Annotated in this window: 10 protein-coding genes; 3 read left to right on the forward strand and 7 right to left on the reverse strand. The window is 51.7% G+C overall.

Annotation, left to right across the window (positions count from 1 at the left end; all coding sequences use genetic code 11):
* Positions 1-95 precede the first annotated feature (95 nt).
* The 4 genes from purT to EUZ85_RS23000 are packed head-to-tail and all read right to left on the reverse strand — an operon-like array spanning position 96 to position 2655.
* Positions 96-1298, reverse strand: a complete 1203-nt coding sequence (gene purT, locus EUZ85_RS22985) for a formate-dependent phosphoribosylglycinamide formyltransferase (protein ID WP_127972323.1) — start codon at positions 1296-1298, stop codon at positions 96-98.
* A 31-nt stretch (positions 1299-1329) separates the two neighbouring features.
* Complete coding sequence (locus EUZ85_RS22990; RefSeq protein ID WP_127972325.1) at positions 1330-1533, reverse strand: DUF1289 domain-containing protein; 204 nt, start codon at positions 1531-1533, stop codon at positions 1330-1332.
* 12 nt (positions 1534-1545) lie between these two features.
* The gene (locus EUZ85_RS22995; protein WP_127972327.1) at positions 1546-2067 is read right to left on the reverse strand and encodes a gamma carbonic anhydrase family protein; all 522 of its coding nucleotides are present in this window, start codon (positions 2065-2067) and stop codon (positions 1546-1548) included.
* 6 nt (positions 2068-2073) lie between these two features.
* Complete coding sequence (locus EUZ85_RS23000; RefSeq protein WP_127972329.1) at positions 2074-2655, reverse strand: CoA pyrophosphatase; 582 nt, start codon at positions 2653-2655, stop codon at positions 2074-2076.
* Between the two features lie 157 nt (positions 2656-2812).
* Between EUZ85_RS23000 and EUZ85_RS23005 the strand changes: the two genes are divergently transcribed.
* Positions 2813-3358 (forward strand): NUDIX hydrolase, encoded by a 546-nt coding sequence (locus EUZ85_RS23005; protein ID WP_127974547.1) that lies wholly within the window; start codon positions 2813-2815, stop codon positions 3356-3358.
* A gap of 34 nt (positions 3359-3392) precedes the next feature.
* Here EUZ85_RS23005 and EUZ85_RS23010 read toward each other — a convergent pair whose 3' ends face one another.
* Together EUZ85_RS23010 and purL are read right to left on the reverse strand one after the other, a co-directional pair.
* Positions 3393-3704, reverse strand: a complete 312-nt coding sequence (locus EUZ85_RS23010; protein WP_127972331.1) for a YqfO family protein — start codon at positions 3702-3704, stop codon at positions 3393-3395.
* Positions 3705-4299: 595 nt separating this feature from the next.
* Positions 4300-8196, reverse strand: coding sequence for a phosphoribosylformylglycinamidine synthase (gene purL / locus EUZ85_RS23015; RefSeq protein WP_127972333.1), 3897 nt, complete (start codon positions 8194-8196; stop codon positions 4300-4302).
* A 239-nt stretch (positions 8197-8435) separates the two neighbouring features.
* Between purL and mltF the strand changes: the two genes are divergently transcribed.
* The gene (gene mltF / locus EUZ85_RS23020; protein ID WP_127972335.1) at positions 8436-9965 is read left to right on the forward strand and encodes a membrane-bound lytic murein transglycosylase MltF; all 1530 of its coding nucleotides are present in this window, start codon (positions 8436-8438) and stop codon (positions 9963-9965) included.
* Positions 9966-9971: 6 nt separating this feature from the next.
* Here the strand turns inward: mltF and EUZ85_RS23025 are convergent, their stop codons facing one another.
* Positions 9972-10403 (reverse strand): regulatory protein RecX, encoded by a 432-nt coding sequence (locus EUZ85_RS23025; RefSeq protein ID WP_164887326.1) that lies wholly within the window; start codon positions 10401-10403, stop codon positions 9972-9974.
* 281 nt (positions 10404-10684) lie between these two features.
* Here EUZ85_RS23025 and EUZ85_RS23030 point away from each other — a divergent pair, with 281 nt between their 5' ends.
* Positions 10685-13537 carry a DUF349 domain-containing protein gene (locus tag EUZ85_RS23030; RefSeq protein ID WP_127972339.1) on the forward strand — a complete coding sequence of 951 codons (2853 nt, stop codon included), beginning with the start codon at positions 10685-10687 and terminating at the stop codon, positions 13535-13537.
* Positions 13538-13584: the final 47 nt, after the last annotated feature.

Below are 13584 nucleotides of genomic sequence, written 5' to 3' on the forward strand. Positions count from 1 at the left end.
CTCCTTTTTCCCGTCAACTCCATTTCTTAACTTTTTTAGAAAAAGATTCTGAGGGGCAATTTACAAGTAAAGCATGCTATTTTTATTTTACAAGCTCACTCTTGTTTCATTTCTGGCTCAAGCTCAATGACAATACTGTCCGCCGCTTTCTGAGCAAGCTTCTTCGCTTCGTCAATGTTTTCAGACTGCGCCAAAACCACACCCATTCGACGCCTGCCATAAACTTCCGGTTTGCCAAACAGTCTCACTTGCACATCTGGATTACATAGCGCAGCTTCAAGTGAAGAAAAGCAGACTCGAGACGATTCGCCCTCCACTAATAACGCTACGGAAGCGGATGCACCCATTTGTTTAATTGAAGGAACCGGCAGGCCTAATAACGCCCTGGCATGCAAAGCAAACTCTGACAGGTTCTGTGAAACCAAGGTAACCAATCCAGTATCATGAGGCCGTGGCGATACCTCACTGAAATAGACTTCGTCTCCTTTCACGAAAAGTTCCACACCAAAAATCCCATATCCGCCCAGAGCCGCCGTCACCTTACCAGCTATATCCCGTGCAGCGTCCAATGCTAAAGCACTCATAGGATGAGGCTGCCAGCTTACCCGGTAATCTCCATCAACCTGCAAATGACCAATAGGATCACAAAAAGAAATCCCTCCAGCATGCCGCAGAGTTAAAAGCGTAATTTCATAATCAAAGTCTACGAATCCCTCTACGATAACTTTGCCCTGCCCCGCTCGGCCACCTTCCTGAGCATATCTCCAGGCGCGTTCAATATCACTTTCACTACGTATAACGCTTTGGCCTTTTCCTGAGGAACTCATAATTGGCTTGACGACACAAGGCGCGCCAATTGAGTTCACAGCATCTCGAAAAGAGTCAAAATCGGCAGCGAATGCGTAAGGTGAGGTTTTCAGCCCTAACTCCTCCGCCGCCAATCGACGGATTCCCTCGCGGTTCATAGTCAAGTTGGCCGCACGAGCGGTGGGCACGACATTGAAGCCGCTTCGTTCAAGCTCAAGCAGTTCAGCTGTCGCAATCGCCTCAATTTCAGGGATTATGAAATCAGGAGCTTCGAGCTCAACCAACGCCCGCAGCTGTTTAGGATCGAGCATATCGATGACATGTGCGCGGTGAGCCACCTGCATTGCTGGCGCGTTTGGGTAGCGGTCCACTGCAATGACCTCCACGCCAAATCGCTGCAGTTCAATCGCAACCTCTTTTCCCAGCTCCCCACTTCCCAATAGCATTGCGCGTGTTGCAACATCCGTCAGCGGAGTACCAATTCTTACCATAGCCTTTTGCTCCTATTCATTATTAAGCGACTCAAATGACAGACTTACGTTCTCTATCAGCCACTTTCTTCAACACATCCATGCGCTGTTCGTTACTCATTCGAGACCAACCAGCTATTTCCTCAACGCTGCGATGACAACCAATACATATTTCATCCTCATCCAAAGCGCAGATACTAACGCATGGCGAGCGCACAACTTGCTCACCATTTACTCGATTCGAATTCTCTTTCATAAATATGCAAGATCAGGCCGGCTGCAACGTACGCGTATATTTGAGCGAGTTTTCTACGTAGTGTTCAGCGCTAACGATAAGCTGCCTCTTTTCTTCCTCACTCAATTCACGCTTTACTCTTCCTGGAGATCCAATAACCAAGCTACCATCTGGGATTTCAACACCTTCGGGAATCAATGCATTAGCGCCGATGATACAAAAACGTCCAATTTTGGCTCCGTTAAGCACAACCGCATTGATGCCAATCAGACTGTAGTCACCCACATCACATCCGTGCAGCATGGCGTGATGCCCAACTGTCACTCCCTCTCCTAGTACAATGGGACAACCAGAGTCGGTGTGTAACACTGCACAATCCTGAACGTTCGATTTTGGGCCAATGGTTATTTGATCATTATCCGCTCGGACCACTGCGCCAAACCAAACACTGGATTGAGGGCGCATTATAACTCGCCCTATAACGGCCGCATTCGGAGCCACAAAGCATCCATCTTCGGATATCTCAGCCTGATCATCGCCTAAATTAAACCTCATATGCGTTTAATCCCTATCTTCAGTAAAACTGCCAATTCTTCGATTAAATGAAACTCTGAAAAAATCCATCAATATGATTGCGGAAACACCCCAGATTTCATAATCGCCGTAATACCAGCAAGGCACCTGTAATCGATACTGCTCAAAATTGATTTTATCCAGTCGATCCGGCTCATTTTCCAAGAAAAAGCTTACCGGCGCTTTGAATATGCTATGCAATTCATTTGGGTCTGGGATCAACTCCACCTCAGGGTCGACGATCCCAACATAAGGAGTGACGGCAATACCGTGGCGGGACACAACTTGGTTAAGACTGCCAACCACTTCTATCTTTTCAGGCGACACCCCGACTTCCTCAAACGTCTCCCGCAGCGCAGTGTCCCGCAAGTTCTGATCCGAAGGGTCCCGCATTCCTCCCGGGAAAGCCACCTGTCCACTATGAGTCTTCATATGCTCAGCGCGTCTGGTCAGGATAATCTGAGGACAATTCTCTCTGGTAACCGGCACCAAAACCGCCGCTTCTGGAAAGTCGTTGGGAAAGCGCCGAGGTTGGTTGGAGGATAAGGTTGCGATGATTTTATCGAGCATGACAAACGACTAAATGGGGAAAACAAGGAAAGATACCATACAAGTCCGGGGTAATGTATGGTGCAATAAGAGGCGCAGCATTCAAAAAGAACACCCAAATTGCGAACGCTTATTTTCGGCTAATAAAAAGACAACCAGTGAGACTGTTCATCTGACCATGAAGTATTGCAGCCAATGCGGCCAACCCGTCGAGCATAAGATTCCCGCAGGAGATAATCGGCCGAGACATGTATGCGGCCACTGCCAGGCTATCCATTACATCAACCCTAAAATCGTTGCCGGCACGCTTCCCGTTTATGGCGACCGTATTTTGCTTTGCAAGCGCGCCATCGAACCCAGATTAGGTTTTTGGACTTTGCCCGCCGGCTTTATGGAAATGCAGGAAACGACTTCAGAAGCAGCCACGCGAGAAACGTGGGAGGAAGCACAGGCGCGCGTGGACCTGGACGGCCTATATACAATGATCAGCGTTCCCCATATCGGTCAGGTGCATATTTTTTACCGCGCCAGCGTAATCAATGGAGAGTTCGCCGCCGGCGAGGAGAGCTTGGACGTACAGTTGTTTTCAGAAAGCGACATTCCCTGGGATGAAATCGCATTTCCTACGGTAAAAATAACGCTACAGCAGTATTTCCAAGACCGTAAAAGCAACATCTTTCCTGTCCATGTGAAAGATATTCACACCGGCATTCCCGAGGAATAACTCCCCCTCAGGCACTTTGCATAACAGAGCGCCCTCAAAAACCCTCCAGCCGGTATACATCGTATGCCGGCTCTTCGTAGGGATGCGCCAGCTTCATTGCCGCCACCACTGATGCGATCAATGCATCCTCAACCACTAACTCCACTTTATATTCTTCAACCTGCTCAACCTCACCGACACTTCCCAGAAATGGAGAGCTGCCATCCAAAGGACGAAATTGTCCGATGCCCTTTGTCTGCCAACTGCAGCGATCGTAATCGCCAATCTTTCCGCCCCCCGCAGTAAAGACTGCTTCCTTCACAGCCTCCATATGAGATTCAGGAACAAAAAAGCTTAATTTATACATTATCTCTTCCATTACAGTTTAAATTTTATCCACAGGCAGGCACTAAATTACTACCCAGTCTGAAAAATTAGAGTTCTCCACAGATTCTGTGGATAACTTTGGGGATAAATACTTAACTTCCCCCCAAATCGCCCATAGGGCCTATGCCCGGGACAAATTGGCGACGAATTAAACAGGACAGAAATATCAATATTTATCAATAAGTTATATTTGTCAACGCCGACATCACAACATCTTTGAAATATTTTTAGATGCTACTTGACATAGATATTTCTGGTGTGAATAAACAGAAATAACGCAGACGAAAAGGCCTCGTTTTTAGGCGGCGATAAGGGTTTTCCGGCGGGCTCCGCAATTCATGCGAGCATTTTTTGAGCACATCAAGTTTTGCAACTAGCGATGACGTACACTTTGTTACCTTTTCTGACAAAAAATAATAGCGCAGAAAAGCATAGCCTAATTTGGACGCTTGGAAAGGAAAACGGAGATTTTTTATCTAACGTGGCGAAGAGCCCTGAAAATGAACAGGCTCAGCGGAGAATAAGGGCGGAGACAAGTGTCTCCCGCCCTTAAACATCATCATTTCACTCTGGAATTAACCCAGCCAAACCCTCGCGTTACGGAACATCCTCATCCAGGCGCCATCCTCACTCCAAGCGGAAGGACGCCAGGAGTTAGCAACGGCGCGGAACACTCTTTCTGGATGCGGCATCATAACAGTGATACGCCCATCATCATTACACACCGAGGTAATGCCCAGCGGAGAGCCGTTAGGGTTAAACGGATGCGACATGGTGGGTCGGCCATAGTTATCCACAAACCGCAGCGCCACATTTTTCTGAGCCATTAAAGCCGATGCGCCTTCAGGATTCACTTCCGCCAGACCCTCTCCGTGCGCCACTGCGATAGGCATCATGGAGCCGACCATACCTTGGAACAGTATGGACGGAGAGTCCAACACTTCCACCATGGCAACACGAGCTTCGTACTGTTCAGAGCGGTTACGCACAAAGCGCGGCCAGGAATCTGCGCCTGGAATCAGCTCTTTCAGGTTGGAAATCATCTGACAACCGTTACAGACGCCCAGTGCGAAGGTGTCTTTGCGATGGAAAAACGCCTCGAACTGCTCTCTTGCACGAGCATTAAACAGAATGGATTTAGCCCATCCCTCACCCGCGCCCAACACGTCGCCAAATGAGAAGCCGCCGCACGCAGCCAAGGCTTTGAACTGGCTCAGAGAGACAGTGCCGGACAGGATATCGCTCATATGCACGTCAACCGCGCTGAAGCCCGCTCTATCGAACGCCGCCGCCATTTCAGCCTGACTATTAACGCCCTGCTCTCGCAGGACCACAATTTTTGGCTTGGCGCCGCGATTAACGAAAGGCGCAGCAATATCTTCGTTGACGTCGTAAGTAAGCTTGGCGCTCAAGCCCGGATCGTTATCATCATCAATGGCGGCAAACTCTTCGGCCGCGCATTCGCTGTTATCCCGCATGGCCTGCATACGGTAGCTGGTCTCGGCCCAGATCTTTTGCAACACCGCCCGGCTATAGCCAAGAACGGTTCCTCCTTCATGCTGGAATTTAACTGATTGATCCGCATGAGGTTCGCCCAATACAACAACATGATCCGCCAATCCCGCATCAGCAAAACAGGCCTTCACATCCTCAACATGCTCTTCGGATACCTGCACTACAGCGCCGAGCTCTTCATTAAACAACTCGCGCGCAATATGAGTACGATCCTTTACCAAACCGTCAAAGCAAATAGTCATACCGCAGCGGCTGGCGAACGCCATTTCACATAAGGTTGTGAAAACACCACCGTCGGAACGGTCATGATAAGCTTTGAGTTTGCCTTCGCTGTTCAGCTTCTGGATGCAAGCGAAAAAGGCCGCTAACTCTTCAGGGTTATCCAAATCTGGAGCCACTGCGCCGACGGAACGATAGACCTGCGCCAACGCAGAACCGCCCAGTCGATTCTTACCTGCACCCAAGTCTATAAGTAACAGCTTGGATGGCGCGGACAAATCCATTTGCGGCGTCAATGTCTTGCGTACATCCTCAACCGGCGCGAAACCACTGACTATCAGAGACAGAGGCGCAGTCATGGACTTCTGCTTTTCGCCCTCCTCCCATACCGTCTTCATGGACATGGAGTCTTTGCCCACAGGAATAGTGATGCCTAATTTAGGACACAGCTCCATACCTACCGCTTTGACCGTTTCGAACAAAGCTTCGTCTTCGCCGGGATGTCCGGCTGCAGCCATCCAGTTCGCAGACAGTTTAATGTCTGATAGCTTTTCTATTTTTGCAGCGGCGAGGTTAGTAATCGTCTCACCTACCGCCATACGACCGGACGAAGGAGGGTCAATCAACGCAATCGGCGTTCTTTCGCCCATCGCCATCGCTTCACCGCGATAGGTGTCAAAACTTGCAGTCGTCACCGCCACATCGGAAACCGGCGCCTGCCATGGGCCAACCATCTGGTCTCTGGAAACCATCCCCGTCACAGAGCGGTCGCCGATGGTGATTAAAAAGCTCTTGGACGCGACGCTGGGCAACCGGAGAATTCTCTCCGCCGCCTCTTTGAGATCCAGGGCAGTGGAATCAAAAATGGGCTTAGTGAAGCTCTTCCGCTCTATTGTGCGATGCATTTTTGGCGGCTTGCCAAACAGAACCGACATTGGAAGATCCACCGGACTGTTCGCAAAATATTCGTCAGAGACTTGAATCTTCAGTTCTTCCGTCGCAGAGCCTACGACTGCATATGGACAACGCTCACGTCGACAGAGCTGATCAAACAACTCCATGTCCTGCTCCGCAACCGCCATGACGTAACGCTCTTGAGACTCGTTACACCAGATTTCCAGCGGCGACATGCCAGGCTCATCGTTAGGCACATCACGCAGTTCGAACAATCCGCCGCGACCGCCATCTTTCACCAGTTCAGGCAACGCGTTGGACAACCCGCCCGCGCCAACGTCATGGATAAACAGAATCGGGTTGTCATCCCCCAGCTGCCAGCAGCGATCGATCACTTCCTGACAACGTCTCTCCATTTCCGGGTTATCCCGTTGTACAGAGGCGAAGTCGAGATCCTCCTGGCCAGCGCCGCTGTCCATAGAAGACGCGGCTCCACCACCCAGACCGATCAACATTGCAGGGCCACCCAATACGATCAGCTTGGCGTCGACAGGAATATCTTTCTTTTCCACATGGGAAGCGCGAATGTTGCCCATGCCGCCAGCGATCATGATCGGCTTGTGGTAACCCCGCCATTCAATACCGTTCACGCCAGGCACCTGTTCTTCATAGGTACGGAAGTATCCACACAACGCCGGCCGGCCAAACTCATTGTTAAACGCCGCACCGCCAATGGGACCATCCAGCATGATTTGCAAAGCGGACACAATTCGTTCCGGTTTGCCGTAATCGCCTTCCCATGGCTGCCTGTAGCCAGGAATATTAAGGTTGGAAACGGTGAAGCCGGTCAGGCCAGCCTTGGGCTTGGCGCCAATACCAGTAGCGCCTTCATCGCGAATTTCTCCACCGGACCCCGTTGAAGCGCCGGCGAAGGGAGAAATAGCTGTTGGGTGGTTGTGAGTCTCCACCTTCATAAGGATATGGATATCTTCAACGTTATATCCATAAACCTTGGTTCGGTGATCAGGGAAGAAACGCCCTCCCTGACCGCCTTTAATTACTGCTGCGTTATCTCTATAGGCGGAGAGCACGTCTTCGCCGCCCTGCTCATAAGTGTTGCGAATCATGCCAAACAGCGAGTGGGACTGAGCTTCGCCGTCGATTTCCCAGGTCGCATTAAAGATCTTGTGGCGACAGTGTTCTGAATTCGCCTGAGCGAACATCATCAGCTCAACATCCGTTGGATTGCGCCCCAATTCAGTGAAAGCGCTGGTGAGATAATCTATTTCGTCTTCCGCCAGAGCCAGCCCCATTGAGCGGTTAGCCCCCGCCAACGCGTCACGGCCATCAGCCAGGATATCGACGGTCGTCATCGGCTTGGGCTCGGCATGAGCGAATAAAAGCTCCGCCCCCGCTATCTCATGGAACACCGACTGGGTCATGCGGTCATGCAATATCGCCGCGATCGCCGCACGGCGTTCGCTACTCAATTGTTCTGAGCTGCCAACATGATAAGCCACGCCTCTTTCGATACGGCGAATCGCCGTCAGTCCGCAATTATGTGCGATGTCCGTCGCTTTGCTCGACCATGGAGAAATCGTGCCGGGACGGGGAACAACCAAAAACAGAGTGCCGCTTGGCATTTCGCTCTGACCTTGTGGCCCGTATTGAAGCAAGCGATCCAGAACGGTGCGTTGATCTGCGGAAAGGTCTCCTTCCAAATCAACGAAGTGCATGTATTCGGCATACACTGACTGGACTTCAGGAGCCTGTTCCTGGATATTCTTGAGTAGTTTTTCGCGCCGAAATGGGGAGAGGGCTGGTGCGCCACGGAGTTCAAACATATCTCTGACTGATGGCCTCTAGGCTGGAAAAAAGAGGCGCTAATGATAATAGATATCAAGCCATTGAGCCACTTTTAAGAGGTCTCGCCATAAGCGCGGCGCAGCTTGCGGGTTAACCCGAGCCAGTAACGCTTCGTACATAAATCGACAAGATTTTTCACAGTTTAACTACAGTTAACTTGCAACTTGATTTGTTACTGTTAAGTATTGAGCCCCTTTGTTTATAACCGGAACTGATATTGCTTGCTTCAGCCTGCACTCATTCATGGCGAACAGGACGTTTCCTGAACAAACTTATTAGGAGCGGTATTCAGACGCTGACCGCGGCAGCGCTTATCGCCAACCTGAGCGCATGCAGCCGCCCTACCACGCTGGAGAAGATTGAGCAGGAGGGCGTTCTTCACGTTATCACTCGCAACGCCCCCACCACTTACTACGAAGACCGGGACGGTCCCGCCGGTTTTGAGTATGAGCTGGCGAAAAAGTTTTCGGAATACCTCGGCGTCGAGCTGCGACTGCGGGTCGCCAGCGATCTTGACGAAGCCTACACAGTCCTTGAACAAAACTATACCAATCTGGCCGCTGTCGGCTTGAGCCGCCTGGCGGCTTCCGCGCAAAGTCCCGGCCTCCGTTTCAGCTCCGAGTATCTGGAAATTCAGCCTCTGGTGTTGTTTCGAAACGGCAGCCCCAAGCCAAAGCAGGTTGACGATCTGATTGGGGGCAAAATGATTATCCCTGCACAGACGGCGCAAGCAGAGTTCCTGCGACAGGTTAAAGATTCTCGCCTTCCCGATATGGACTGGCTGGAAGCGGCGGACATGGAGACATCAGAAATCATGCGCCTGATTGAGGAAGGGGAATACGAGTACGCCATCGTCAACTCCCGGGAATATGAAATTCACAAAGCTATGTTCCCCCGCGCACGGGAAGCCTTTCCTTTAATGGAGTCGTTACAGATCAGCTGGATATTCCCACCCGGCGAAGACATGTCCCTCATTCAGAAAGCGGACGAATTCATCAAACAAATCAAAGAAGACGGCACGCTGATCTATCTGCAGGAACGCTATTTCGGGCACGTAAATCAGTTGAATTACGTGGGCGCGCGCACCTACATCAGTCATATTAAAGACAGACTGCCTAAATTTGAGCCGACATTTAAACAAGCGTCGGAAAAATTCGAAGTCGACTGGCGCCTGCTGGCTTCAATTGGCTACCAGGAATCTCACTGGCGTCCATACGCCACCTCTCCTACCGGCGTAAGAGGCCTGATGATGCTGACGCTGCCTACCGCCAAGGAGATGAACGTCAAGAACCGGCTAAATCCAGAGCAGAGTATCTTCGGCGGCGCAGGCTACTTCAGCCGCATCAAACAACGTATCTCCGAGCGTATTGCGGAGCCAGACCGCACCTGGATGGCGCTGGCCGCCTACAATATCGGGCTCGGACACCTGGAAGACGCCCGTGCACTGGCGAAAATGCAAGGTATGGATCAGGACAAATGGATTGACGTCAAACAGGCGCTGCCACTGTTACAGCAGAAGAAATGGTATGTGAAGACTCGCTACGGCTACGCTCGTGGCTGGGAGCCGGTACACTATGTGCAGAACATCCGCCGCTATTACGACGTCCTGGTATGGATGACCCAGCCCAGCGCGGAAGACGGCAGCGTCGCTCAGAATGAAGACGCCCCAGCGCCAGGAGCCGATGGTATGACAGGAGAGACGCCAGCGATCCCCGCCCCGTTCCGTGTCACGCCTCCAATGCTCTAGCTTCCCTTAGAACTCGTCTCCATCAGCCTTTACCGCTTCATTGATTTCGTCAAAACTAAATCCTCTTTGCATCAGGTAACGCTTCTGTTTCTGCAGCTCGACGGGGGTTTCCGGTCGCTCTCGAAATCGCTTATTCAGGGTCGCCTCAGCCCGTTCAAACCAGTCTACGCCGGACTCCGCAAACGCCTTTCTGACCAAGTCCTGCTCCACGCCCTGTTGCTTCAGCTCCGCTGTGATTCTTATTGGACCGTAGCCTTGCCCTGCTCTATGCCGGACCAGAATCTCCGCATAGCGTAAATCGCTCAGCCAATTATTCTCCAGCAGATGGGCGATCACGGCTTCCACAGCATCTGCATCGGCGCCTCCAGCCTCCAGTTTGCGGCGTAGCTCACGCTCGGCATATTCCCGACGGGCGAGCAATCTTAATGATTTTGCCAAAAGCGCCTGCTTTATTTTTTTAAAATCAGGGTTGGCGGAAGCGTCCATAATAAAACCTTAAACCTATTAATCAGTATGCAAACAGTCTGGCGTTTTATTAAAGGCGGCGGATTTACGCCCAACCCTTTCGAGACGCCAACAACGAGAGTAGACTATGCTGTCGCGCAAATGAGCATAGCGCGAACGGTGATCAGATCGCACGTCCGTAGCGACGCAGTATGCCGCCAGTAGTCTTTCCGCAAGAACTCAAGGCCCGATAATTGAACTTTCAGGAACCTTTCATGCCGACCCTGCTAAACAAGCTATTCAAGCCCAAGTGGCAAAGTAACAACCCGCAAACCAGGTTGGACGCGATCAACGAACTTGATTGGAATATACCAGAGCAGCGCAGCATCCTCGAACAGGTTATCGCAAAAGACTCAGAAGCCGAAGTGCGCCAGGCGGCGCTGAAAAAAGTGATAAAAATCGAAGACCTGCTTAAATTCACCAACGACAAAGATAAAGTCGTTCGGGATGCTGCCAAAGCGCGCCTGCAGTCTCTTATACAAGGCGCATCCAGCAATTTTGACAGCTTTGTCGCCCAAAACCTTAAACAAGCCTCCGATGAGTTGCTGTTCACGATTCTTGGCGCACTGAACGAGGAAACCCAGCTCCCAGCATTTTTACAGGCGCTAGGGGACAACAATTCCCCAATGCTGGAAAAAATCGCCACCGAACACCACCTCAGCAAAGTCCGCATGAAAGCGGCGGACCATATCCAGGACCCAAGCGCCCTGGAACGTCTCGCCAAAGTGGCGAAAACCAAAGATAAAGGCCTGTTTCAGTTGGTCAAAGGCAAGCTGAAGCAGGAAAAAGACCAAGAAAAGCAAGAAGCCGCTGCACGCCAAGAAATCGAAGCTTTTTGCCTGACACTTGAAAATCACGCCAAAACAGACGTCACACGTTACTACCCAGAAAAACTACATGCCCTGGAGCGCACGCTCCAGGCATTAACGCCCGAGCGCTTCGCCGATTTACAGCAACGCATCCAAACCGCACTGGACACTTGTCGCACCAGAGCCACCGCGATGGAGGACGAAGCCAAGGCCACCGCGCATGAAGAGGCGCAAACACAGGAACTGCAGTCAGAGCGCGACGCCACCTGCTCCGAGCTGGAAAACACTATCGAAAAGCTACAGGCTGCGCCCCTGAGTACGCCCAGCGAGTTATCCGCCTTGGACGCGCTGATAAAGACCCAGGAAAATCGTTGGCTGGAGGCGACTCGCGACCACAAAGTCGGCAAGCACGAACAAAAACGTTACCAGGCTGCGATGGGCGAAATACGCCACTACTACTCCTGCCTGCACAAGCTCAGCAACCTGCAAGGGGACCTGGGCGCCTCAATCAAACAGGCCGAAGAGTTCAAGGAGAAAGGCGACAGCGAGTCCAAAGATAGCCGCCATACTCTGAAAAAAATTCGACAAATGGTGGATGAAGTGGAATGGCCATCCGGCTACCAAAGACCTTCGCTGTTATCCAAGGCAGCGGAGCTTATGGGCGAAATCCATACCATCCAGGCCCAGCATATCCAAGACCAGAAGCGCTTAAAGCAAGAAGTGCAGAAGAATATTCAGCAATTAAGCGATGCGATTGACGAAGGCTCCGTCAAACGCGCCCTGAAATTAAACAAGGACATCGCTCGCATACTGGAACGTCTTCCCGCCAAGATCGCGCATGACCTGACCGCCCGCTTCCGATTGGAGCAGAAGCGCCTGGAGGATCTGAAGGACTGGCAGGGTTTCGCTACCCGGCCCAAACAGGAAGAATTGTGCGAACGGATGGAGCATCTGGCTGACCAACACTTGGAGCCGCACCTTAAAGCTCAGCGTATTCGTGAGTTACAGAAAGAGTGGCGTACGCTCGGAGGGTCCTCCGATCAGTCGCTGTGGAACCGCTTCCGCGACGCTTCCGAAAAAGCCTACGAGCCATGCAGGGAGTTTTTCAGCGAGGAAGAAAAACTCAAAGAGGTTAACCTCAATAAGCGCCAGGAAATTGTTCATCAATTACGCAGTTTCATCGACTCCGTGGATTGGGACGCGCCAGACTGGAAAATGGTGGACAAAATCAATCGCAAGGCGCGGGAAGAGTGGCGCCAGTACTATCCGGTTGATCCGCAACACGGCAAGCAGGCGCAAAAGCATTTCAATGAATTGCTGAAATCTCTGGATGAACGCCTCAGCGGCGAAAAAGCGCGCAATCAGGCAATTAAAGCCGACATCGTGAAACGCGCGGAAGCTTTGATCGCGGAGGAAGATATCCGTACCGCCACCCATCAAGCCAAAGCGTTGCAGAAAGAATGGCAATCAGCAGGCATTACCGATCACCGTGAAGACCGACGCCTGTGGAGCGAGTTCCGCAAAGCTTGCGACCAGATATTCGGCCGCCTGAACGAGACTCGTCAAAAGCATCATGAAGAACAGCAGCATAACGTACAAAGAGCGGAAGAGCTGGTGACCGCTGCTATTGCGCTGGCGGAGCACCCTGACGAAAGTACGGAAAGCACTCTGGCGTCGCTGTCTGAAGCTTTCAGTGATTTGGGTCATCTAGGCGATCATGGCAAAGAGCTACACGGCCGCTTCAAAAACGCCGTTAGAACCTGCCGTAAAGCATTGGAGCAACGTACGAAGACGTCCTATATCCACTACTGGGGAGGCATTCTCGATAACGGCGCGCACATCCGGACGCTCACAGACGCCCAAAGCGTTGAGTGGCCGACTGAGCTGGACGAACTGCAGGCGCCGCATAAGGCCCAGTTTGAAAATGCACTGTCTCAATTCGCACAGGCGGGAAGCCTGAACGAGATTTCGCAGGACGAAGCTCGCGATCTTGTTCTTACTGCGGAAATTCTGGCGGAGATGGAAAGCCCGGCGGAGGAAAAGACCCGGCGCATGCAGCTGCAAGTAGAGCGACTCACCGCCGGAATGCAGCAATCCGCCCCCTTGGAAAGCCCTATCAGCAAGTTTGAGCAGATAGTCCTGCATTGGGCGACCACCAAGACAGATGACAATGACGCCGCACAAGACCTGGACAAGCGTTTGCGTACAGCTCTGGAAGGTATTGTCGTCAAGTTGCAACCACATCCTCATCGCGACTGATTCACACTGATCAGACCAAAGCCTCACCGCCGCTAATCATTGCGGCG

Origin of the sequence: Hahella sp. KA22 (genome assembly GCF_004135205.1) — a bacterium.
In the GTDB taxonomy this organism is placed as follows: domain Bacteria; phylum Pseudomonadota; class Gammaproteobacteria; order Pseudomonadales; family Oleiphilaceae; genus Hahella.